Annotated in this window: 23 protein-coding genes; 6 read left to right on the top strand and 17 right to left on the bottom strand. The window is 36.1% G+C overall.

What is annotated here, in order from left to right; genetic code table 11:
- Nucleotides 1-3 precede the first annotated feature (3 nt).
- The 4 genes from tatC to CLV62_RS18835 are packed head-to-tail and all read left to right on the top strand — an operon-like array spanning nt 4 to nt 4,432.
- Nucleotides 4-816, top strand: a complete 813-nt coding sequence (tatC, locus tag CLV62_RS18820; protein WP_110312322.1) for a twin-arginine translocase subunit TatC — start codon at nt 4-6, stop codon at nt 814-816.
- Nucleotides 809-2,212, top strand: coding sequence for an aldo/keto reductase (locus CLV62_RS18825; protein ID WP_110312323.1), 1,404 nt, complete (start codon nt 809-811; stop codon nt 2,210-2,212). Before tatC ends, CLV62_RS18825 begins: the two co-directional genes overlap by 8 nt.
- Before the next feature lie 49 nt (nt 2,213-2,261).
- Nucleotides 2,262-3,923 carry a carboxymuconolactone decarboxylase family protein gene (locus tag CLV62_RS18830; RefSeq protein WP_110312324.1) on the top strand — a complete coding sequence of 554 codons (1,662 nt, stop codon included), beginning with the start codon at nt 2,262-2,264 and terminating at the stop codon, nt 3,921-3,923.
- Between the two features lie 5 nt (nt 3,924-3,928).
- Nucleotides 3,929-4,432 (top strand): cupin domain-containing protein, encoded by a 504-nt coding sequence (locus CLV62_RS18835; RefSeq protein WP_110312325.1) that lies wholly within the window; start codon nt 3,929-3,931, stop codon nt 4,430-4,432.
- Between the two features lie 22 nt (nt 4,433-4,454).
- Here the strand turns inward: CLV62_RS18835 and CLV62_RS18840 are convergent, their stop codons facing one another.
- Both CLV62_RS18840 and CLV62_RS18845 read right to left on the bottom strand, forming a co-directional pair.
- Nucleotides 4,455-5,456 (bottom strand): glycoside hydrolase family 43 protein, encoded by a 1,002-nt coding sequence (locus CLV62_RS18840; RefSeq protein ID WP_110312326.1) that lies wholly within the window; start codon nt 5,454-5,456, stop codon nt 4,455-4,457.
- 46 nt (nt 5,457-5,502) lie between these two features.
- Complete coding sequence (locus tag CLV62_RS18845; RefSeq protein ID WP_110312327.1) at nt 5,503-7,953, bottom strand: glycoside hydrolase family 2 TIM barrel-domain containing protein; 2,451 nt, start codon at nt 7,951-7,953, stop codon at nt 5,503-5,505.
- 68 nt (nt 7,954-8,021) lie between these two features.
- Between CLV62_RS18845 and CLV62_RS18850 the strand changes: the two genes are divergently transcribed.
- The gene (locus CLV62_RS18850) at nt 8,022-9,794 is read left to right on the top strand and encodes a DUF2326 domain-containing protein (protein ID WP_110312328.1); all 1,773 of its coding nucleotides are present in this window, start codon (nt 8,022-8,024) and stop codon (nt 9,792-9,794) included.
- Nucleotides 9,795-9,834: 40 nt separating this feature from the next.
- Here CLV62_RS18850 and CLV62_RS18855 read toward each other — a convergent pair whose 3' ends face one another.
- From CLV62_RS18855 to CLV62_RS18875, 5 genes are all read right to left on the bottom strand, one after another.
- Nucleotides 9,835-10,356 carry a DUF6155 family protein gene (locus CLV62_RS18855; RefSeq protein ID WP_110312329.1) on the bottom strand — a complete coding sequence of 174 codons (522 nt, stop codon included), beginning with the start codon at nt 10,354-10,356 and terminating at the stop codon, nt 9,835-9,837.
- A gap of 6 nt (nt 10,357-10,362) precedes the next feature.
- Nucleotides 10,363-12,498 (bottom strand): DEAD/DEAH box helicase, encoded by a 2,136-nt coding sequence (locus CLV62_RS18860; protein WP_110312330.1) that lies wholly within the window; start codon nt 12,496-12,498, stop codon nt 10,363-10,365.
- Nucleotides 12,499-12,677: 179 nt separating this feature from the next.
- Nucleotides 12,678-13,772, bottom strand: a complete 1,095-nt coding sequence (locus CLV62_RS18865) for a PDDEXK nuclease domain-containing protein (RefSeq protein ID WP_245904132.1) — start codon at nt 13,770-13,772, stop codon at nt 12,678-12,680.
- 738 nt (nt 13,773-14,510) lie between these two features.
- Nucleotides 14,511-15,446 (bottom strand): ISAon1 family transposase, encoded by a 936-nt coding sequence (locus CLV62_RS18870; protein WP_110312331.1) that lies wholly within the window; start codon nt 15,444-15,446, stop codon nt 14,511-14,513.
- A 43-nt stretch (nt 15,447-15,489) separates the two neighbouring features.
- Nucleotides 15,490-15,867, bottom strand: coding sequence for an ISAon1 family transposase N-terminal region protein (locus CLV62_RS18875; RefSeq protein WP_146212794.1), 378 nt, complete (start codon nt 15,865-15,867; stop codon nt 15,490-15,492).
- Between the two features lie 124 nt (nt 15,868-15,991).
- On the opposite strand from CLV62_RS18875, the gene CLV62_RS18880 reads away from it, so the two are divergent.
- On the top strand, nt 15,992-16,303 hold the full coding sequence (locus tag CLV62_RS18880) for an Arm DNA-binding domain-containing protein (RefSeq protein WP_170120102.1): 312 nt from the start codon (nt 15,992-15,994) through the stop codon (nt 16,301-16,303).
- 477 nt (nt 16,304-16,780) lie between these two features.
- Here CLV62_RS18880 and CLV62_RS18890 read toward each other — a convergent pair whose 3' ends face one another.
- The 10 genes from CLV62_RS18890 to CLV62_RS18930 form a co-directional block, all read right to left on the bottom strand.
- Nucleotides 16,781-17,092: a hypothetical protein gene (locus tag CLV62_RS18890; RefSeq protein ID WP_110312335.1), complete on the bottom strand. Its 312-nt coding sequence runs from the start codon at nt 17,090-17,092 to the stop codon at nt 16,781-16,783.
- On the bottom strand, nt 17,077-17,529 hold the full coding sequence (locus CLV62_RS18895) for an RHS repeat-associated core domain-containing protein (RefSeq protein WP_110312336.1): 453 nt from the start codon (nt 17,527-17,529) through the stop codon (nt 17,077-17,079). The genes CLV62_RS18890 and CLV62_RS18895 overlap by 16 nt, the downstream gene beginning before the upstream one ends.
- Nucleotides 17,530-17,532: 3 nt before the next feature.
- Nucleotides 17,533-18,840 carry an RHS repeat domain-containing protein gene (locus tag CLV62_RS18900; protein ID WP_317048094.1) on the bottom strand — a complete coding sequence of 436 codons (1,308 nt, stop codon included), beginning with the start codon at nt 18,838-18,840 and terminating at the stop codon, nt 17,533-17,535.
- A complete protein-coding gene (locus CLV62_RS22095) occupies nt 18,774-18,932 on the bottom strand; it encodes a hypothetical protein (protein WP_245904133.1) in 159 nt (52 codons plus the stop codon). The genes CLV62_RS18900 and CLV62_RS22095 overlap by 67 nt, the downstream gene beginning before the upstream one ends.
- Nucleotides 18,923-19,183: a hypothetical protein gene (locus CLV62_RS18905; protein WP_110312337.1), complete on the bottom strand. Its 261-nt coding sequence runs from the start codon at nt 19,181-19,183 to the stop codon at nt 18,923-18,925. Before CLV62_RS18905 ends, CLV62_RS22095 begins: the two co-directional genes overlap by 10 nt.
- Nucleotides 19,184-19,189: 6 nt before the next feature.
- On the bottom strand, nt 19,190-20,686 hold the full coding sequence (locus CLV62_RS18910) for an RHS repeat domain-containing protein (protein ID WP_146212795.1): 1,497 nt from the start codon (nt 20,684-20,686) through the stop codon (nt 19,190-19,192).
- A gap of 18 nt (nt 20,687-20,704) precedes the next feature.
- Nucleotides 20,705-21,229 carry an RDD family protein gene (locus tag CLV62_RS18915; RefSeq protein WP_110312339.1) on the bottom strand — a complete coding sequence of 175 codons (525 nt, stop codon included), beginning with the start codon at nt 21,227-21,229 and terminating at the stop codon, nt 20,705-20,707.
- Nucleotides 21,230-21,395: 166 nt separating this feature from the next.
- Complete coding sequence (locus CLV62_RS18920; protein WP_146212796.1) at nt 21,396-21,836, bottom strand: hypothetical protein; 441 nt, start codon at nt 21,834-21,836, stop codon at nt 21,396-21,398.
- Nucleotides 21,837-22,008: 172 nt separating this feature from the next.
- Nucleotides 22,009-22,575 (bottom strand): hypothetical protein, encoded by a 567-nt coding sequence (locus CLV62_RS18925; RefSeq protein WP_110312341.1) that lies wholly within the window; start codon nt 22,573-22,575, stop codon nt 22,009-22,011.
- Between the two features lie 13 nt (nt 22,576-22,588).
- Nucleotides 22,589-24,109, bottom strand: a complete 1,521-nt coding sequence (locus tag CLV62_RS18930; protein ID WP_110312342.1) for an RHS repeat-associated core domain-containing protein — start codon at nt 24,107-24,109, stop codon at nt 22,589-22,591.
- Between the last annotated feature and the right edge of the window lie 178 nt (nt 24,110-24,287).

Below are 24,287 nucleotides of genomic sequence, written 5' to 3' on the forward strand. Positions count from 1 at the left end.
ATTATGGTAAACAAATCACAGACATTTTGGGAGCATCTGGATGAACTGCGGGCTTCTCTTATAAGAATAGCAATGGCAACGATTGTATTTGGCATAGCAGCATTTTTATTTAAGGAAGAACTGTTTACAATTGTTCTTGCTCCCAAGAATGATAATTTTATCACTTACAGAGTCTTACAGTATATAGGCAATTACTTTTTTCCATCAGCAGTAACATTGGGTGCTTTTTCTGTGAAATTAATTAATACAGGTCTGGCTGAACAGTTTATTATACATATGAAAGTGGCTATGTATACAGGTTTTCTTTGTGCATCGCCCTATATATTGTATTTGCTATTCAGGTTTGTTTCCCCTGCATTGTATGCAAATGAAAAGAAATACACTTTACGCATGGTCGGGGGAGGATACCTTTTATTTATTATAGGTACATTGATGAGTTATTTACTGATTTTTCCTTTGACATTTCGTTTCTTAGGTACTTATCAGGTAAGTGATGATGTGGAAAATATGATTACGCTTCAATCGTATATCGATACGTTGATGATGCTAAGCCTGATGATGGGGATCGTTTTTGAGATGCCGATACTTTGTTGGTTGTTTGCCAAATTCGGGTTTCTGTCTGCGTCTTTTATGAGGCATTACCGCCGATACGCCATTGTAATTATACTTGTAATTGCTGCTGTAATAACTCCTACGGCGGATATTTTTACGCTTATCTTAGTTACATTACCCATGTACTTGCTCTATGAAATAAGTATTTTAATTGTTCATCGGACAATAAATAAGTCTTTAATTGTTACTAACGGCTATGAATGAAAAAGATAAAATAGAAATAGGTCGCAGAGACTTTCTCAAAGTGCTGGGCATTGGTGCGGCAGTATCTACGGCAGCCTTTTATGGATGCGATCCCAAGACGCAATCTCGTGGCGGAACCAATATAGGTGATGTCCCCACAGATAAAATGACATACCGTGTTAATCCTCATACCAAAGATAAAGTATCATTACTCGGTTATGGCTGTATGCGATGGCCTATGAAGCCGTCTGAAAATGGAGGCGAAGAGGTGATAGATCAGGACGCGGTAAACGATTTGGTAGATTATGCCATAGCACATGGCGTAAATTACTTTGACACTGCTCCGCCTTATGTCAGGGGGCTTTCGGAGGCTGCGACAGGTATTGCCCTTAAACGCCACCCAAGAGATAAATTCTTTATTGCTACAAAACTTTCCACCCATCGGGAAGATCCGCAATTAAGGACTTTTGAGGGGTCAAAGGCTTTGTATCGTAAATCAATGGAAAACCTTCAGGTAGATTATATCGATTATTACTTGCTGCACGCTATTGGCTTGGGAGGAATGAAAGCTGTAATGGAACGCTTTTATGATAATGGAATGTTGGATTTTCTGATAAAGGAACGGGAAGCAGGACGAATCCGCAATCTGGGATGGTCGTTTCATGGAGATATAGAAACTTTTGACTTTCTGTTATCTCAACAAGATGAAGGTAAAGTAAGATGGGATTTTGCTCAGATACAGTTAAACTATGTGGACTGGCTGCACGCATCGGGATGGAATACTAATGCCGAATATTTACTGGGGGAATTGGAAAAACGGAATATTCCTGCTGTTGTCATGGAGCCTTTACTCGGAGGGCGGCTGGCAAGTATGAATAATTATCTGATGGGACGGCTTAAGCAACAACGCCCCGACGAAAGCATTGCCTCCTGGGCATTCCGCTTTGCTGGCTCCTTTCCCAATGTACTTACTGTATTGAGTGGTATGACCTACATGGAACATTTGCAGGATAATATCCGCACTTATGCCCCGCTCGATCCTTGTACTAAGGAGGAATTTGAATTGCTGGAAGATACAGCTCAGATTATCCTGAAATATCCGTCAGTACCCTGTACTGCTTGTCAGTATTGTATGCCATGTCCATATGGTATCGACATTCCGGGAGTTTTTGCACACTACAATAAATGTATCAACGAAGGTAATGTTCCTGCCAGTTCGAAGGATAAAAATTATCGTAAAGCAAGACGGGCATTTTTGGTGGGGTATGACCGAGATGTTCCACGTTTGCGGCAGGCAAGCCATTGTATCGATTGTAACCAATGCGTTCAACATTGCCCGCAGAGCATTGAGATTCCCCAGCAAATGCAACGCATCGATCAGTTTGTGGAACAACTGAAACAAAATCTCGTTTTCTAAAACAGAAGGTTTAACGAGAATTTATTTAATAAGAAGAGAATATTGAATTATGAAAAGAGTAATATTAAGTGCACTGATATTGATACTAGGATTTATTGTCGGTATAAATGCACAGAATAAACAGAACATTATGTTAAGTAAAAAACAAGAAAAAATAATTACTATCTCCGCTTTCACAGCCAAAGGAGAACTTGATAAATTGCAAATAGAACTAAATGCGGGACTTGATGCCGGATTAACAGTCAATGAAATAAAAGAAGTATTGGTTCAGATTTACGCCTATGCCGGATTTCCGAGAAGTCTCCGAGGATTACAAACCTTTATGACGGTTCTCGATCAACGCAAAGCGAAAGGCATAAACGATAATTGGGGACGTGACGCATCCCCCATAACTGATACACGCGATAAATACGAACGTGGTAAAGACATTCTCTCTCAACTTACAGGAGAAAAGGTAGAAGGACGACCAACAACAGGCTATGCAGCATTCAGTCCCGAAATAGAAACCTTTCTGAAAGAACATCTTTTTGCCGATATATTCGAACGTGACGTTTTGACTTATGCTGAAAGGGAAATGGTTACAGTATCAGTACTTACAAGCATCGGAGGAGTGGAACCAATGCTTCGCTCACACATGAACCTGTCATTGAATGTAGGGATAACTCCAGAACAATTAAGTCAATTAATAAATATAATAGAAATGAATGTAGGTAAAAAAGAAGCAGATGATGCCAAATCTGTATTGAATGAAGTATTACAAAGCAAAGGTTTAACTACTTCTGAAATGGTAAACGGAGTAAAAATAGAGAAAGTTTCTTTCTCAAACAGATTCCTTATTAATGTAGTAGGTAACTTATACTTTCCTCCAAATTATGATGCAAGCAAGAAATATGCTGCTATCGTTGTAGGACATCCCTTTGGAGGTGTAAAAGAACAAACATCAGGTTTGCATGCACAAAAAATGGCAGAATTGGGGTATGTAACCCTTGCTTTCGATGCTTCTCATTATGGCGAAAGCGGTGGATATCCCCGTTATATAGAATCGCCTGAAACACGTGTGGAAGACTTCAGTGCAGCAGTAGACTTTTTAAGTAACCATCAAAATGTAGATGCAGAGGCTATCGGAGTAATCGGTATTTGTGGCGGTGGCGGTTATTCGGTTAGTGCAGCACAAATCGACCTCAGAATAAAAGCACTTGCAACAATCAGTATGTACGATATGGGACGTGCCCGCAGGCAGGGATTAGGCGATGGTATCACATACGAGCAACGCATGAAAACTCTGGACGAAATAGGAGAGCAGCGTACACGAGAATTCAGAGGCGAACCTAGAAAAGATATAGCTGCAATTCCTACCGTTCTTAGCGAAAACGATACCGAAAACACACGTGAGTTTTTCGATTATTACCGTACATCAAGAGGGCAGCATCCGAACTCTACCACAAGCTACTCTTTTACGAGTCTTGCACCGATGATGAATTTCTTTCCGTTTGTACAGATTGAAACAATCTCACCCCGACCACTTCTCTTTATCATTGGCGAACGAGCCGTGTCGGCTTATTTTAGCGAAGATGCTTATAATAAAGCAGTAGAACCGAAAGAGCTGTTTGTTGTTCCCGGAGCATCACATGTAGACCTGTATGACAGACCTGAGTATATGGCTGCATCATTGCCAAAGCTTGATTCATTTTTCAAACAATATCTTAAATAACAATTATGAAAAAAATTAGCATAGTATTACTAACTAGCATAGTATTCGTATTTGCATCATGCTGCAATAATCAAAAAAATAATGATGGAATGGAAACAGCAAATAACAAAGAAACAATTCTGATTTTTCCAAAAGGAGAGGTAATCAATAACGATTATTTCAGTGGAAAGGCATGGCTAAAAATGCTGGTTACCGACAAAGACAATTTCGATGCAACAGTCGGGAACGTGATATTCGAGCCTGGGGTCAGGAACAACTGGCATTCCCATCCCGGAGGTCAGATTCTACTTTGTACAAGAGGAACAGGTTACTATCAGGAAAAGGGAAAACCTATCCAATTATTGGAAAAAGGTGATGTAATAGAGATTCTTCCCGATATCGTTCATTGGCATGGTGCAACACCCGATAGCGAATTTGAGCATATAGCAATCGGTACACAATCTAGCAAAGGCTCCGTTGTATGGTTAGAACCTGTAACGGATGAAGAATATAACAGTTATAAGAAATAAACATTAACCTAAAACATAGGCATCAGGGTCTATATATCTTGCCAACCTTTAACTTATCTCCGGAGAGATCTACTTCAAAGAGATGTGGTATGCGACGATATTTTCCATTTATATCTTTATGACTATGGACAGACATTAGCCATTTCCCTTCAAAAGTTTGGAATAGCATACCATGCCCAAAATTCGGAGGGGTAATGGGGTCTTTTTCATGTATCCAGGGTCCGTCTAAAGTACCACTTTCAGAATATGCCACTCCCTGAGTATATACATCATATATCCAGCTTGTCCAGATCATCCCTAGCCGTCCTATGCCGGTCGTGAATAAATAAGGACCGTCAGTTACCATATTGGGCTTTATATTTCCGCTTTTATCCTTCTCCCTGCTCCAAGGAGAATCGCTTGATTTGAACAATAATTTTCCTTCGCCGACAGAACCGCTCAAATCGGGTTTCAGTTCGATTTTTTCCATAGTACCATCCCATGTCTGCAACCATTCATAACAATAAATCATATAAGGTAGTCCATCCTTATCTATCCAGAATGTGCCATCCAAAGTGGGTTTGTTTTCGGGTAGATAAACCGGATCTTTCATAGGAACATAGGGACCGTCAGGGTTATTGCTTACCAAAATGTGACATGCCCGGCGTTCAATATCATTTCCTCTGAAAGAGTCTATTTTGACTGCCGGATTGGTAAAAGTGGCAAAATAGAAATATTTATCCTGATACTTGTGGAGCTCCGCAGCCCATATCATAGGTTTGTGTCCCATCCAAGATGTAGTGTCTATTTGAACAACATTATACGGACCTGTCCAGTATTTTAAATCCTTACTTTTCCAAAGCTTACCGCCTGTTCCAGTCATGTAATACGTATTTGTACGGGTATCGGCAAGAATTGCAGGATCACTCAAAGCTATAGAATCGAGAGGTACTCCCTGTTGTTTATCCTCGGAGTGTAACTGCCTGTTTGCGGACGATAGAGCAGAAAAAATGAAGCAAGCGACGACTATTAAATATACTTTCATGCGGCAATACTATTAATTAAAAATTTAAGAATCTAAGAATTTTCTTTTAATATGTTTCTATCTCAATCTGAGAATCTTCCAATCCTTCGGCAGAGACGGTTAATGTTATCTTTCCTCTTTCTTCCTGCGGTTGAACAATGGCTATTGCCTTTCCTCTGAAAGTATCAGGTGCTAACGAGCGGAAGCTTTTCATATCATCGTAAGCCGCATTTCCGGAAGCTACGACAGAGCCATTTCCCTGACATCTTATACTAACCGGCAAATTAGCATCAGGAATTACTTCGCCATCTTTGTCAATAATCTCTATTTTAACATATGCGAGGTCATTCTTATCTGCTTTTATCTTGCTGCGATCGGCAATCAAACGAATTGAAGCGGGCAATCCCGTAGTTTTTAATACAGTACTAGCTGTTTCTTTATTTTTGTTTACATTTATAGCTTTCAAAATACCCGGAGTATACACTACGTCAAATGTCGCTGTATAGTTTTCTATGTCTGTTTCTTTTTCTCCGATTAACTTATCATTGAGGTATAACCTTACTTTAGGTGAACGACTATATACATTCACTCTCACTGTCTGTCCTTCCAGACCTTCCCAATTCCAGCTTAGAAGTTCGTCAGTCCATCCCCAGCCATTTATAATTTCCTTTTTGCCGCGAGCTACAGGAGGGCGAACAGCCATTGATATTTCACGTTCACGCCATAGTATATCGCGATAATAGGATTGCGGTTTTTTGTCGCCACAAAAATCGATATCGCCACACCATGCATTATACCACGGCCAACCCATAAACTGAGGGTTTTGTTCACCTTCTGATAGTTCTAAAGCATGTCCCAATCCTGCTTCCCCGATATAGTCCATCGCCGTCCAGACAAAATCGCCGATAATATATGGATGCTTTTCTACCAGATTCCAATTCTGTGCTGCTTCTTTAGGGAAAGATTCACTACCATAAATAATACGATTTGGATATGCAGTGTGGTCGTTTTCATATGCTGTCCACATATAGTTATATCCGGATACATCGACATTTCTGAACGCTCTTTCTGAATCTATGTTCCATTTAAAATTACGTCTGTCCCAGAAATCATTTGCACCTACAGTTGTATAGCGGCTTGTATCATATTTCTTAATCGTAGCAACCAGTCTTTTGGCTATCTCTTCTCCGATGGAGTCTGCACGCTGTTCTATTTCATTTCCAATGCTCCACATGATAATCGAAGGATGATTCCTATCTCTGCGGACTGAGCCTTCGAGATCTTTATCGCTCCATTCGTCAAAGAATTGATGATAATCCTGGTCTCTTTTGGGTTGCTGCCACTGGTCGAAAGTTTCATGAATAACCAGCATACCCAATCTGTCACATGCATCCAGAAAGTATTCCGAAACCTGATTATGAGCACATCTTACGGCATTATATCCATTCGCTTTCAACAATTCCACCTTTTTTTCTTCGGCTCTGTTTATTGCGGCGGCTCCCAACAAGCCGTTATCATGATGTACGCATCCTCCTTTTAATTTAAGCGATTTTCCATTTAATAGAAATCCTTTTTCTGCTGAAAAAGCGATTGTGCGTACTCCGAAAGGAATGGATATTTTATCATATTCCTTTCCGTTTTCAGAAACAGATATTTCTGCCGTATATAATACAGGATTGTTAACCGACCATACCTCCGGATTTTTCAGCGGAAATGAATTCGATATCGGTATTCCGTTAGACAATGCAACGTTCTGTGATGTAGAAAAAATTTCTTTTCCCGCAGGTGAAATAATTCTGATATTTAATTCTCCTGAACCGCTTTCTTGTATTTGATTATGTATGGTTGTTGAAAATTTGACAATCGCATCCTTACCTTTTAATTCCGATGCATTGATGAATGTATCCCACTCATCCAGATGGAGTTTATTTGTCTTTATCAGCCAAACATGGCGATAGATACCCGACCCTGAATACCATCGGCTGTTTTGTCCGGCATTAACTACCTTCACAGCTATAGTATTTGCAACGCCGGGAGCATTGCAGTATTCGGTTATATCTATTTTATAGGATGTGTATCCGTAAGGATTAAAATATACCTTCTTTCCGTTTACCCATATTTCCGACTGATTGTATACTCCTTCAAAATAAAGCGTGATTAATTTATCGGAATCTTGTCTTTCAATCGTAAATTCTTTTCGGTACCATCCTTCTCCACCGAGCGTTTGTCCCGTATCGGCACCGCCTGCTCCACTTTCATTAAGTTGGGAAAAAGGACCGGTGGTAATACCATCTTTTTGTATGGGAACAGGTTCTACACTCCAATCATGAGGGAGGTCAATTACCCGCCATTTGTTGTCATTATATAAAGGCTGTTCGGCATTAGCGACACTGCCCCGATGAAACTTCCAATCTTTATTAAAAGAGACCTTTCGTTCAGATGCGGACATAGCCATATTTGCCCACATAATAAATAGAATAATAAGACTTGAAGATAATAGCTTTCGTGCTTTGCTCATGATAATATAGATTGGTCAATAGCAACAAAGGAAGAAAGATTCTTTTAATCCATAATAAAAAGAGCATAATGTTTTTACTTAAATTATATTCTGAACCACATGGACTTTTTGACGAAGTTGAATTCGTTAATGGAATTAATTTTGTCTATGGTAAAAAGGACAGTAACAACCCCAAAGAATCAATTAATAGCATTGGCAAATCAACTTTTTTAGATCTTTTAGACTTCTGTTTATTAGCTTCATACCAAAAGTCGCACAACCCTAGATTATTTGCAGCTAAAGATATCTTATCTGGTTATGACATTGTACTAGAGTTTAGAATAGATGATATTCGATATATAATAAAGAGGTGTGTTGATGATATCAAAAGAGTCAAATTTGGAACAGTTGGAAATATAGAAGTATACGATATTGATGTATTAAAGAAGCATCTAGGACAATTAATATTCAATCAAGATGATTATTCGGGAAAGTTCTTCCCTAAATGGTATAGAAGCCTTATAAATTTTTATCTGAAAATTCAAAAATTTAAAAAAGATCAATTTAATGATCCTATTAAATATATGAAAGATGTGAATGAAGTTGAAACAAATATATACCAACTCTATCTTTTGGGACTGAATAATACATTGTCTTATAAAAACTTTGATGTTAGGTCGCACCTTAACAAGTTGAAACCAGCAATCAAGCAAATCGAAAAGTTACTTGAAGAGAAATATGATCTACCAAGCCTAGCAGAGACTAATAAAAATATAAATAAACTCAAGTACGAAATAAAGAAGTTAGAGAATGCGATTGATTCCTTTAAACTAAAGGATGAGTATGAAGATGTCGAAAATGAAGCTAATAAGCTAACTCAAACCATCAAAGATAAATGGTTTCAGAACTTCGCAGATAAAAAGAAGGTAGATGCTTATGAAGAAAGTTATACAATACCAGAAAGCATTAGTGTTACTAAAATTAATAATATCTATACAGAATTATCCCAAGAGTTTGCTTCTACTGTAAAACAAGTTCTAAAAGAAGCTATTGATTTTCGAAAAAAACTATCGCAGAATAGAAAACGTTTTTTAGAGAAAGAAATCGCAGAGTTAAAGGAAAACATTAAAGAAAGGGAAAAAGAGATTTTTGAAATAGAAAAAAAGAGGGCAAAACTTTTCAGGTTCTTATCTGCTCAAGAAGCGATTAAAGATCTTACTGATGCCTTTAGTATAGTTACTGATAAAAAATCCCAATTAAGTGAACTTGAGTCTAATACGAAAATATTAAACGATTTGCAAACGGAAAAGAATCAAGTTGAAGCTGAACTGAAAACAATAGAAAACGATACTTTTGAGTACGTTAAGAGCCTTAATAAAGAAATAGAGAACTTGTATGAATTATTTACAGATGTTTATAATGAAATATATATTAATTTAAAGAATGAATCTGGTTTTTCGATTGATTATAATAAACGAAAAGATAAGCTTGTAGATATATCTATATCAATGCCTGATATGTATGGTAAAGGTAAGAACATTGGAAGAACCTTAGTTTATGATATATTTGTTCTATTAAATAGTTACAGATTTACAAACAACTTTCCTCATTTTTTAGTTCATGATGGAATTTTTGATGGCGTTGACAAGGCTCATTTTATTGCTGTTTATGAATATATTCAGAAGTTAGTCAATAGTGGTAAGGAGATTCAATACATTACTACAATTAATGAAGAGGGAACTCTATCGGATAAATTTGGTAATTCAGATAAAGTAACTCCTGAAAGAATAGAACAAGAAGCAATTCTAGTACTATCTCCAAAAAATAAATTATTTAGTACGGATTTCAAGAATATAGAATAGAACAAGAAGAAATAATCCAATCCGGAAAGTACAAATATTATTAGTATTGTCTCCCGTAGTATTCATGAAATATATCCTTTATTTCGCCAGCAAACCCATATCCACAAGGAGAAGCCCATTTTACACAATTCTCGGCATTGATTCTGAATTCTGTTAACAAGCTATGCTTTTGCATAAATTTCAATGCCCGAATAAAATTATTAACCATACCATCATAGAATCCTTCCCACATATCGCCATAATTATAGGTGTATTTGCATCCACATTCCACTAAATATATCATCAACTCAGCTTCAAGGATCGGAGATGGTTTTAATTTAGAGAAATCGGAAATGGCTTTTTTAGCAACAGACAATCTCGTGTTCGGCTCAGACATATTTAGGGAGTATTCTTTTTGAATGATTTTCTTATATTTCAAAAATTGCTCCTTTTCGTTTGGACTTGTATAGTAGTCTAGATATTCTTTGATTTCTTTCTTGGTATCATACATTTCGAGCATAAGCGAGATTATATCGGACTTATCCATCGAGTTGAGTAATTTTTTGAGTTGTAATTTCGACATGGGTACTTATTTTCTCAGTTTATTATAGTATCGGTTTCTTTGCTTAAACATTTTGTCGAAATAGTCTATTTTCGAGTCTCTGTAATCGAAAATAACAGGAGGCTTTTCCGAACGCTGTATTCTTCCAATATATTGAATAAGTTTACTTTCAAATGCGAATGGGTAAACAATAAATAAACATTCAAGAGAATTAATATCAATCCCTTCGCCAAAGAATTGACCTGTGGAAATAATAATCTTAAAGTGACCTTGCTGTATCTGTTCCAATTTACTTTTCCTGCTCCGCTCCGAATCTTCTCCTGAAATGGCGATTGTTTCGTATTTATCCTTTAAGTACAAATTGAGGATATTTACATGAACTGTCCGTTCAGTAAGGATTAGTATAGATTTGAAACGATGTATATTTTGTTGAACATCATCTAGTATAAGAGAATTCCGTTGAGTATCATAAACCAATATCTGCGAAATCATTTCATATTTATCCATTTTGTAATCGAATGGAGCGAATAAGTTTGTCTCTCGAACATTAATTTCGACTTTCGTGTTTTGCTCCGAAAGTTGCTCTAATTGGCTCATCTCGTAGAGTATGTTGCCGATATATACATAAATCAACTTTTCGTCATTATTCTTTCGTTTAGGTGTAGCTGTTAATCCATACAGATAATAACTGTTGAACTTGCAAATGACTTCCCGAAACGACTTTGCAGGAATATGATGACACTCGTCCACTAGTATCATCCCGAACTTTTCAGATAAGTGCTCTAAAGATTCTTCTCTTGTTAACGATTGAATCATTGCGACAGTAATTTCTTTCCCAATCTTATCTTTCTGATTACCTATTTGTCCGATTTTATCTTTGGGTATCCCAAGAAAATTCTGTATTCGGTCAATCCATTGGTCAAAAAGCTGTTTACGGTGTACCAATATTAAAGTCGGCTGTTGTTTACGAGCGATTAGCTCTAGTCCAATGACTGTTTTACCAGAGTTGGGCGGAGCAACAATAACACCAAAATCTTTGATGTCTGTTTTTTCTAAAACGTCTTCTTGTTGAGGTCTTAACTCGATTTTGGAAGTAATTCTAATCTCTTCTTGTTTAGAACGTTCATCTATAATCTTGACTGGAATATTTTCAGACTTACAAAATTGTATGAGGGTGGAGACGAAACCTCTGGGAATAATAATGCCATCAGATGTTTCTTCTATAACCTTGAAATACTTCTCGATATCATATGGGTTTTTCCCTAGCCGTTTCTTTACAAAAAAATCTGAATTTAGGAAGTTGAGGTTATCCCGAAGAAAAACAATTAATTTTTGATTTAATTGGACTCGCTTCAGATATACCTGCCCTCTTATTAATATTTCTAATTCGAAAGAACTACTCCCTGAATAAGAAGAGTGTATAGATTCTTTTATCACACCTGATAACTGAATAAATATACTTTCTATTTTTTGTTTCGATACTTTTTGTATTGATTTTATGAACTCCCATTGATTAGTATGGGGTAACAGTGTTTCCGTATCGAGAAAGCATGAATTACCTTTTGTGACGCAATTACCCTGTAATGGTAGAGCAATCAGATTCCCAATAGATTTGCCTGAATGTGTGTCTTGATTGGGGAAAAGTCTGTCGAAGCTAGGTTCTTTTTCAAATTTTGAAATAATATCAGCTTCACGTAACAAGTTGAACATGATCTTTCGACTTTGAAAAGCAGGAATATTTTCTTCGAAAAATAACCATAGATGTCCGCCATTACCTGATCGGGATCGTTCAATGACTGTTGGCAGTTCGTACTGTAGGCAAACTTTATGCAATCTCAATATGGCATCTTGCCAGTTATCTTCATCGAAATCGGCAGCTATAAAGAATGAAGTATTATCAGTCAATAACGGATATATACCAAGTGTAGCATTGCCTTTCAGATGTTCTGCTAATGCATCATCATTAAAAGGGAGAAACTCTTTCTTAGTATAGCTTGCAAATGTTCCGCCCGAAGCCTTGTGTTTGTTATAATCTGTCCAATCAACTTTGTAAGCAGGCATGTATCCGCTTCTCCCTTCCTTCTCCCACCGTACAGCATATACATCTTCCCTGCCTCGAAAAAGAGATTTGTATAATTCAATATTGGGAAGAGGGTCTTTCATGTATTCTTGGCAATTGATTATTACGAAGATAAATATCTTTGACTGAATAGATAAAATATGGGTCGGAAAGTATTGACTTTGTTCTCAAGAATATTATATCTGTCATGAGTTATTCAAAAGTCCAAATCTAAACAATTCACTGGAATCAAATGGAATCAAAACAGTTGCCAGATCGCCACTTATTCATCCTCTTTTCTCAATTCAAAGAATACTTTCTCCCGTTCTATTTCTTTAATCAATTCTTCTTCAGTCGGTAGGTAAAGCAAGTATTTAGACGCAAAAAGCTGTTTACTTTCAGCCAATACCGAATATTTTACAACCGTTTCTTCTTTTTCTGTGCAAAGAATCAATCCAATTGTAGGGTTATCCCCTTCTTGACGTTTCAAATCGTCAAACATACGGACATACATATCCATTTGCCCGATGTCCTGATGGGAAAGTTTTCCAATTTTCAAATCAATAATGACAAAGCACTTTAGTAGATAATTATAAAAAGTAAGATCAATGTAAAAGCTCGAAGTTTCGGTCACAATCCTTTGTTGTCGAGCCACAAATGCAAATCCTTTACCCAATTCCAAGATAAAATTTTGGAGGTTATCAATTAACGCTTGTTCAAGTTGGCGTTCGGTAAAAGCCGTATGTGGTAATATATTCAAAAACTCCATAACGAATGGGTCTTTCAAAAAGTTTTGAGGTGAATGCTTTTGAAGAAAATTTTCTTCGTTTATCTTTCCTCCCGAAGTTAAAAATCGTTTGTAATAAAACGAATTGATTTGACGCTCTAAAGTTTCGACAGACCACATCTGGCTGATCGTTTCTTCAATATAGAATTGTCGTTCAGATTTATCTTTTATCCTCATTAACAGTCGGTAATGTGACCAAGATAGCTCGGGTCTCAATTGGTCACATGGCATGTGACTTATTTCATTTTCTCTTTCTTCTTCCAATTGGTCACAGACCGTGTGACTTATTTGAAAAGCTAAATAAAATTGACGAAAATATTTCAAATTGGTAAGGCTATAGCCACTACCATATTCTGCCGTCAGCTTATCTGAAAGAGTCTTCAATACTTGTTCTCCATATATTGCGCGACTTGATCCGCGTTGTTCACCCTGAACGATTATCATACCGATATTCCAATACGTGGACACCATATTGTTATTGATAGTCCGAACAATATTTTGTTTAGCCGTATCAATTAATGCTTTTATATCTTTATAAAGGTGGTCAACCTTCATGGAATCAGTCTCCGATAAACTTTTATCGTTTTTCATATATACTTTATTTTAGACAAAAATAAAACTTTTCAGGCAGTTATACACCAATGAAGCTAATGAAAGAATAATACAAACAATCACTAAGGAGCACTATAAAAGAGAAAATAGCCTGAGCTTTACGATGGTAAGTATTATTTAAAACAACACCTTTGTTTATCGCAACGGAAATTACGGTAATCTCCGTTGCGATAATTAAAAAGAATTGCTTATGAAATTCTATAACAGAGAAAAAGGACTCGTACGGCTTTGCCGAAGTGAAACACAAAAAAGACAATATCAGCATTCCAAGCCTGAAAGAATAGTCTCAGAATTTATAAGCCCAATATAAAGATCCTACATTCAGTTTTTGGGGTTTGACAATAAATGATATGTAAGCAGAATTTCTGTTATTATTTTGCTTTTTTAGTTTAGAATCCTAACTTTGTAAGTATAGAATCTCATCAAAAGTATAATCGACAGCAAAACGTTGAAAATATTTCGTGGGGAAAATAGTGGGAATTACTTCCAAGTAAAGCGCTGATTTGTAGACAGAATAACGTTTCTGAAAAATATAAAGAATCCCAGCGGGATCACGAGATGCGACTGACTGTCAGAAATGGCAGTCAGTTTTTTTATTTTCTCTCTGTATCTCCCATTATCACTTAGGATTGTATTTACAAATTCGTTGATTTTCGTGGTTTGATATTGATTTTTCTGATATTGCAGTTTTTCGGGATCAACCGTAAAATTTGTGGACTAAGCATAAATATTAGTTAATCTAAATAAAAAGTATGGAATATTCTTTACCCCTCTCAGGGTTGCCCTGAACGCTTTAATCTTGGCGTTGAAGGATTCCGCCGAAGCATTAGTAGATCGGTTTGTGAAAAAGTTAAGTATTGTTCTGTAATGATTCGCGATGGTTCTTTCTACGGTTTTGAACTGCTCAAATCCGGCATCTTCCACTTTTTTAAACCAATGAGCCAGACGTGTAAAGGCTAGGCTTCTATCTTTAGTGGTGTGGTAAATATGCCTTAATCCCATTGTCAGTTTATAGGCATCTTCCAATTGCGGATAGTGCTTAAACAATACCTCTGCTCTGAATCGTTGATTAGGTGTCCATTTGTTCTCTGTTTTAAATAAAAGATAGCGGCTTCTTATAAGTAGCTGAGCTCTGGTATCGCCATTGTCGAAGATAGTTGGAGTATATGCTAACTTGCTTTGTTTAGCCTGTTCCCGTTCTTTGTTCTCTAAATCAAGAGCCTGCCATCGAAAGGCTATACGCATATCCTGAAGAGCTTCACCAGCCAGTTTTTGAACATGAAAGCGGTCTGTGACAATGGCAGCTTTTGGAAAGCTTTTACGAACAATCAATTCCATATTGGCAGCCATATCTAAAGTTACTTCCTGTACTTTATTACGAAGTCTTTCTTTTATCTGTTTGAGAACCCCGATAACATCTTCTGCTTTTGTACCCTTGACAATAGCAACTAATGCTCCTTTCCTGCCTTTTGCTGCTTTGTTGGTAACAATGGTATATAGTTCGTCATAAGTCAGGGCTGTTTCGTCTATACTTAAATGCGAGCCAATGTTTTGGGGAAACACGAGCCATTTATCAGCATGTTCACGCTCAGTCCACTGATGAAAGCCTGATAAATGACAACGATACCACTCTTCCAGTTTCTTTGCATTGATATTAAAGAACTTGCCTAAAGTAGAACAGCTTACAGGTTCTCTGTCAAGATAATGCTTTTAAAAAAGCAGCAAATTCTGCTGTTAAATGAGTACCGCCTGCGATTACAGACCAGTCACGCATATAGGGATTGCCTGATAGTTTATTCTGCCAGCGACGACGTACCCGAAGAATTAAACTCTTGCCTCGAAGAGGGAAATCATGAATATCGGTAGGGGGATAAAATCCTTTGGAGATAAACTGATTGTCTTTATTCTCTTCTGATGACAAAACTTTTTCATCTAAATGAAGGATAATGACTTTTTCTAACGTATCAACCTCAACTACTTCAAAGTAATTCAAAAACCCTTCGGGTAACAATAATTCATAACCTGTTTGCATAGAACAAAAATAAATCTTCCACAAATTTTCAGGTTGATCCAAAATATCTTGCTTTTTTTGCTAACGAATAATGTGTTAAGCCCCTGTTTTGCAGTATATTGCCCCTGTTTTGCCCACGATGTTTATAAAAGTATCAATTATTTTTACAAACAAAAATGTAAACAGTATGAAGGCAACTTTTAGAATGCTTTTCTTCCTGAGAAAAGACCGTCCGAACAGTATCGGGCAAGTTCCCATTCTTGGACGGATTACCATTAATGGACAAATGGTTCAGTTTAGCACCAAACTGGATGTCGATCCTGAAATATGGGATACCAAACTGGGTAAGGTAAAAGGCAGAGGTTCCGATGCGACAAATTTGAACAGGCTCTTGGACAACCTTCGTGCCAAGACAGATTCTATCTATACTCTGTCTTTATTCAGAATTGCAGAAATCAATAAAGAACAGCAAATAGTAAACATAATACCAGAAGATTGAACTAAAAATGCGATTATCGCTGATATGGATAAAATAATAAAGTAATCAATAACAAAAGCTAACAAACGTTTTTTTCTCATTTCTTTTTATGGTTTAAATGTATTATTTCGAGCCAACCCAATATAATTAAAATAAGTTGGCCTATTAAATTTTTAAATATTGAAAAATTTAATAAATATATAAAAGATAAAATAAGCGTAAGCAATATTAAAGTAAACATAAGTATGTAATAAATTCGATTATTAAACTTTATGAATGATGTTTTTTCTTTCAAAAGATATTTTTTCTTAAAGACAAGATACATATACTATAGGTTATATATATCAGAGATTCACTCGTATTCATAAACTCAAACGGTTTAATAAATAGTGATGAAATAAATACTCCAATACCGATAATAAATAATCCGATAGACACTAACAATAGTTCAAATCTATTTGTAAAAAAACGATTCATAATAATTTATTCGAAACAATATTATTCTTTGATACTCTTTATTAGCTCATTCACGCCTTCAGCTACTTTATTCCAGTTTATAGAAACTTCAGCTCCAAGAATCAATGAAGCACCAAGTGTTGATTCAATTTTTTGGGATGATTCCGCAACTCCTATGTCTGATTTTGTTTCTGATTGCCCCACTTTTGTAAATGAGCCATCATTGTTTTTTTTGAAAGTTTCTTTTGTTTCAGCTTTTGTTTCAATAAATACTAAACTTGCAGACATCTCGGTTGTTTTCTCTGTCAGTCCAATATTATTATCTTTAATTTCCTTACTTAAATTAAAGCCCATTTACCAACCTCTAATGATACGCTTTGTGTGGTTGTAGGATCAGCTAGATTGAATGCATTCTCACCTTCTGATATACCTCCTAAATCTTTGCTTATAATATTCACATTAGCTGAAACCCCAGTTTTATTTAAAGTTAATTCAACCCCAGCTTGGATTCCAATACTAACAGATGCCGAGACTGATTGCCTAAATTTATTAAGAGCTTCCCTCCAGTCTTTTCCATCGGGATCAATGTACTTCATCGGATTATTCCCCACATATACATATGACGACCAGCTATAATAATTTTCACTATGGGGATCCATGGTTGTAAACCTCCCAATGGCATTATCCAACTGTCTTGCACTATAATCATACCAGTTGAGTTCATGATCCCGATCCAGTTCTTTCCCATTGTACTTGTGAAGTTGAGCTCCTTCATTAGTACTTTCCGAAATGAATTATTTTAATTTCACATCATATATTTCATTTTGTATTATTCTAACTCCACTATTATCGGTATACTGATATTTTAACGTTGGTAATATTTTCAAAAGTAAGTTTGAAAAATTATTAATATCTCGAGTTATCATTTCTAATTTAGTCCCAGTTTCAATCATATATCCACCATCTAATCGAAATATTATTTCTAATTTGGAACTATATGGAAAAAGTATTATTAATGAATCTGATATATTTCTAATCTCCACAATAGCATCTAAATGTGGGGTATCTTCTGCATTTTCTCTACTAATGTGAACAATTTTCGTTTCATTACCTATTTTTACTGTTTTCTGAAAAGAATCTCCTCTTTTCACCTGAGATATTACAAGTTGAGTGACATTCATTTGGACTTGAGCATCAATAAAAGGCACGCATCCAATAAAAAAGATGACAAAGAATATAATTGATTTTATTTTTATTTTAGTAATATCGACCCTAGGTTGTATTACATTAGCATTTAAACCTGGGACTATGATATGCAGTCTATTTGCATAATCTCTAATACCACTTTGATAACTTGGAGATGTTTGCTCCCAAGTTGAATGACTTATTTGAGTACTAATCGCTCTATTATCAACAACTTGCCTTCCCGATATATTAGTTTTCTGTGACATTTCCATATATTTTCCAACTCCAAATTCCTTAAGATCGTTATAATGTTTCTCTTCGTGAATGAAAGAACTTTTTATCTCAGCAACATTATCCATAGTGCCTTCCGCGAAGATATTCCGTCTGTCAACTTCAATCTTTTTGCCAAGGATCTCATTGTTATGTGATTCAACCGTAAATTGCATTAAACCAGTACTGCTATTGGTAATTGATAGTTTAAGGTCTGTAGGATTATAGTGTTGATATACATTAAAAAAAACTTTATCACTAACTCCAGATTTAGACAATAAAGTGGAATTAACTTGCCCTTTTTGAGAAACTATCGTACCATCATTTGATTTATTTGTATCCCAAGCTGTTTGATTCATTATTCTAACCTTTTGGGATTCCGAATTGTCTGTTCCCAAATAATCTCCATTTTCACTAAAATAATCATCAATCCACATCCCTGTTGGATCAATATATCTCATTGGATTATTCGCAACATACACATAAGGACTTATTGAGTAATACTTTTCCGCCAGTGGATCCATGGTTGTAAACCTCCCAATGGAATTATCCAACTGTCTTGCACTATAATCATACCAGTTTAAGCCATGCGTTCTATCCAGTTCCTTTCCTTTATATTTAAAATTCTGCTCGCCCTGTGACTGAATAGTCCCCTCGAAAAAATTGTTCCGAAATAATAATGATGCTTCTGAATCACTTTATCGCCCGCATTAGCTACTATACGGTTGTTCACATCCATAAATAAGTCAAGCCAAATAAGTGTAAGATATAAAAAACACAAAAAAACAATCCAAAAAACGCAATAAATCCGACAATAAGATTTAATGTTAATTGGTGTCCTTTTTCATCATTATCCAGTTCTTTAAATTTTCCAGATAAATATTCGATTGTCTTATGTTTACCAATCAACTTATAAAATATATAACGAACTCTAACCCCAAGTAGATTTCGAATAAATTCTATTAAAATTAATTCAAAAATAAATTCCATATTTTTTCAATTAGATTCCTTTTTACTATCTTCTTTGTTATTGAATGCTTTACCCAATCCTTTAAATGATTTTATAATACCTCCCCTTGATATACTACCATTGACGAATCCTATGCCAGTATTAATGGCGGAAGCTCCCCAGAACCCCTGCTTAGGCTTAATATATCCTATACCTTCAGGTATCTTAGCACCTAAGGTTGTGGCTCCTTTGTTTGTTATATATCCTGAGAACATTGCTATTGTATTTAAAAGAGCTCCTGCTTCTTGGTGGTTTGTAGTTCCATCAATATTCGTAGCGGCTCCTCCACCAGTAAATTCATTTGTTTTATCAAAATATCCAAACGTAAGCTTTTGAGCTACAATGGCGATATCATTAACAGTATTATAAACAAGATTTATTGCGAAATTATCACTATTGGCTAAAGACTGAACTAAAGATATATTTCCTTGTTTGAGTGATTGCGGCTCACTAATACCTCCTAAACTATTTTGATCCCAAACCATTAGCGTTCCATCAGATAGATGGTTGACATATCTTTCTCCAATATTTGTCATTTTCATGGTCATAGCATTATCCCCTTCTCCAATAGTATGAGTAAATGAAGCATCATTTCCTTTTCTCCACATATAGGCTGTGCCATCTTCATTTTTATACCAATCCTTACCATCCGGATCGATCAATCTCATCGGATTATTAGCCACATACACATACGGACTAATACTATAATACTTTTCACTCATTGGATCCATTGTAGTAAACCTCCCAATGGCATTATCCAACTGTCTTGCACTATAATCATACCAGTTTAAGCCATGCGTTCTATCCAGTTCCTTGCCATTATATTTAAATTCCTGCTTGCCTTGTTCCGTAGTAGTGCCCTCGGCGAACACCATCCCAAAAGGATAATACTGATTACTCTGCACGGATTTTCCCGCAGCATCAGCCACTATCCGATTATTACCTAAATGGTCTTTGATATAAAAGTAGTAAGTATTTTTGAGATTATCATAATACCCGTTATCGGTCAGGGTCATTTTTAAAACACCGTCTTCATAAATCTTGTTTCCCACATAGTCGGTCATGCTTTTGGGTTTTAGCCCATCCTGTTCGGGAGTAGTTCCCAATAGAGGCATCATCAGTCCATTAGGGTCGTAGCGGTATACTACTTTTAACTTTGTTCTCGTGGCGGTATAGGTATAATAGTTCTTGGCTTTGACTTCGGTATTATTGATAACCATCTCGCGAGGTAGGTTCAGAACATTATAAGAGATACCGTCCAGTTGCGAAGTTCCCGATTTGGAGACAATCCCCTTATTCATCGCCCCGTTCAGATTGAAGGTGTATTCTGTCGTGGTTACCTTACTGTAATCTTTGAAATCAGAGTTACGTATATTATAAATCCTTAGATAATAACCCTCGGATGACATATCCGAGGGGACGAAGAAAACTTGAGATGCTAAGTTTTTTCTTAATTGGCTACATTGCTCATACGATATGCTCAACAAGCAGGATTAGACCTTTTAGATCGGCATAAATAATAATCGCACTAAACCACTCGAACTATATGCCAAAAACATTATCAGATCAAAAACTATAAAAATAACAAGCAAGGTAATGCTAAAATATAGCATTGCAATTTTCACATTACAACTTCTCTTTTCTTCAAGATTAGAGGGACTTACTTTCGTTCCAAATACTATATCTCCAAGTTTTCTCTCAGGATTAAGACAGCAGAATAGTATCTCAACTGGCCATAAAAAAGAGAATAAATTTCGACATATGAGCTTTAAGTTGGATGGTTCATTATTATGAATATCCAAAATTTGCAAATTACTAATCCGCTTACCTATACTCTTTCCAGACAAAATTAGATCCTTGCATATAAAAAAGGTAGATACAAATGCAACTGTAAATACTTGAAAATGCAAATTGTTTTTGAGATCAGTAAAAATCATTAATACAATAAAAGGTATAGCTACAATTTGGCTTGTAAATCCATCAATTATCATTGATGTAAGTCGTTTATATATAGTAGTTTTTTTCATTTTTCTTTTATATTTTTCAGATATAAATAATAAGAAATGCAAGCGATAGATCCAATGAAATTTTTTATTGAATACTCAAATTCTTTTAAGAATAACAAAACGATACTGCATACGATAAATATGAGTCCGATGACTAAAGAAAAGTACATCCGCAATTTTAATCCAATCATTTTTTATTAATTAAATTTCCTAAAGCTTCCCATACCTTATTTACATCTACCTTGACTTCAACACCAATTACTCCAGCCACTTTTGCTCCTAAATCAGGCACTCTAGTTGTATTTTCTGATGTTGATTTTGTTTCAACATATTCCCCTTTTCCATTCTTAGATGTTTCTATCGTTGTAGTATGTACTTGCTCAACAAGTACTGTTCCTATAGATCGTGTTTTTTCCGCTGTTGCTGTATTATTTCCTGTTTCTTTGACGCTTTTACTGAAGCCAACACCAAAAACACCAACACCAATTTCAAATTCTTGATTTATTTGAGGTGTTGACTTTCCAGGAACAAATTCTCCATTATCTGATCCTATAAAATCCATTGATCCTGCGTTAAGATTAACACCAACAGTTGAAGTTCCCGATTGCCACTCTGCTGCTACTTGCATACCTACAGAGAACATTATTTTTGTTGCGTTCCAAATATCTTTTCCAAATTGACCCCAATGTTTAGGATTTTTGGATCTCTGCCATCCGGATCAACTAACTTCATCGGATTATTCATTACATATACGTACGGACTCCAACCCAACGTAGCAAAGATGCTATGCTGAGCAGGGGTTAGTCTTCTTTTTCTTGATACTCTAACTCAGTATTATCAAATGATTTTACATTACTATCAGAGCTCTCAAATGATAATAATATAAATTTACCATTTCGATACCTACATGTCCAAGTGCAAAATCTATCATCTGCATACAAATCAAATACAATTCTTTTACCTTTCAAAACTTCGATTGGACTGTATGTAAAATCAAATTTTCGAGTTCGATCAGTCTTTGCGAAAACAGTTGTATCCAAATTTTCTCCTCTTACTAGAAAAGTATTCTCTTTATAATCAAATAATCCCAAATCATGGTTTGCTCCAACAACTTTCTTCCCTTCAGCCCAAATCACAACTAGATCGGGTTTTATGCTATCTATCCCAAACCACATGGTAAATAGTGTGCCATCTTTGAAGTATGTAACTTTTGATTTTACATCAATTATACTATCCAAAACATGAAATAAGTCCTCATTTACAACCTTCAGTTCTTTAATATTCAATATCTCCGATTTAGGTTTATATTGTCCATATGCATTCGTATATGAGATTAAAAATAGAATATATATAATTATTTTTCTCATGATTCAATGCGTTTTACCATGTTTTTCCTGGTTGTTTCCTACCTGATTTTGCTCCTGGATATGCCGGTTTTATGTAATCGGAATTCTTATTAAACGGAATAGGTGTATTAGGCAATGTATAAATGTTGAAGCTGGCTTTAGGGAATTTATCGCTGATGGCCTTTGCATTATTTACATCTGATTCAGAAGGAGTGGAGGTAGATGTTGGTCCTCCAGGATGGTTATGATCACTTTGTCGGATATTATATTCATATCCTAAAGCATAAGACCCTATACTTGAATGATTTTCCTTTTGCATGGTGCCTATGAGATTTTGATCAGATTTAGCTCCCCCTACTTGGACATGACCCCATTCAACTTTATTTGTTTCAGGATTAATCAGGAAATTAAATAAGTTAGATGCATTTTCATCTCCTTTCACTTCAAATATAGTAATTTTTTCGGGATTGATATTACCTTCTGCATCCTTGACATTTATTGTTTGTACTCTTTGGCTCTTAATCGTACCATACGCAAATGTCATTGAGGTTCCTTCCCCCTCTATCCTTTTTCCTTCATTATTAACTCTATAAAAAGCATCTTGACTTTTATCCTTTATACGATTTTTAATATTTCCCATTTCATCTATTTCCCAGACATCCATGCCCGTAGGATCAACCAATCTCATCGGATTATTAGCCACATACACATACGGACTAATATTATAGTAATTTTCACTATGAGGATCCATTGTTGTAAACCTCCCGTATGCATTATCCAACTGTCTGGCAGAATAATCATACCAGTTTAAGCCATGCGTTCTATCGAGTTCCTTGCCATTATATTTAAACTCCTGCTTGCCTTGTTCCGTAGTAGTTCCCTCGGCAAACGCCATCCCAAAAGGATAATACTGATTACTCTGCACGGATTTTCCCGAAGCATCAGCCACTATCCGATTATTACCTAAATGGTCTTTGATATAAAAGTAGTAAGTATTTTTGAGATTATCATAATACCCGTTGTCGGTCAGGGTCATTTTTAAAACACCATCCTCATAGATTTTATTTCCCACATAGTCGGTCATGCTTTTGGGTTTTAGCCCATCCTGTTCGGGTGTAGTTCCCAATAGAGGCATCATCAGCCCATTAGGGTCGTAGCGGTATACTACTTTTAACTTTGTTCCCGTGGCGGTATAGGTATAATAGTTCTTGGCTTTGACTTCGGTATTATTGATAACCATCTCGCGAGGCAGGTTCAGAACATTATAAGAGATACCGTCCAGTTGAGAAGTTCCCGATTTGGAGACAATTCCCTTATTCAAATCCTTAGTCATCGCCCCATTCTGATTGAAGGTATATTCCGCTGTAGTCACCTTACTGTAATCTTTGAAATCCGCCGAAGTGGCTAAGGCAACATTGGGTCCCGCATCGGTGATGTATTTCAACTGGTTACCCGTATAGCCGAAAGTCAGATCGTCGATTGTTCCGTAGTCAGCTCCGCCAATAAGCCCCTCACGCTTGATGGTTTCGATATTCCCTTGTTTATCATAGGTCATATTCTCTGCAAATTTCTCCTTAGAGAAATTGGGGTCAGGATTCGTATACGTTACATTTTTTATTCTCGAGAGTTTATCATAAGCAAAGGTATACTTTCGGGTTTTTGAAGCTTGTTTCCATTCCTGAGTGGAAATATTCCCGTTATAGGCATAGGTGAGGTTCTCTACAAAATGGGGG

This window comes from Indolivaga alginatilytica (genome assembly GCF_003201355.1).
GTDB lineage: Bacteria > Bacteroidota > Bacteroidia > Bacteroidales > Dysgonomonadaceae > Dysgonomonas_A > Dysgonomonas_A alginatilytica.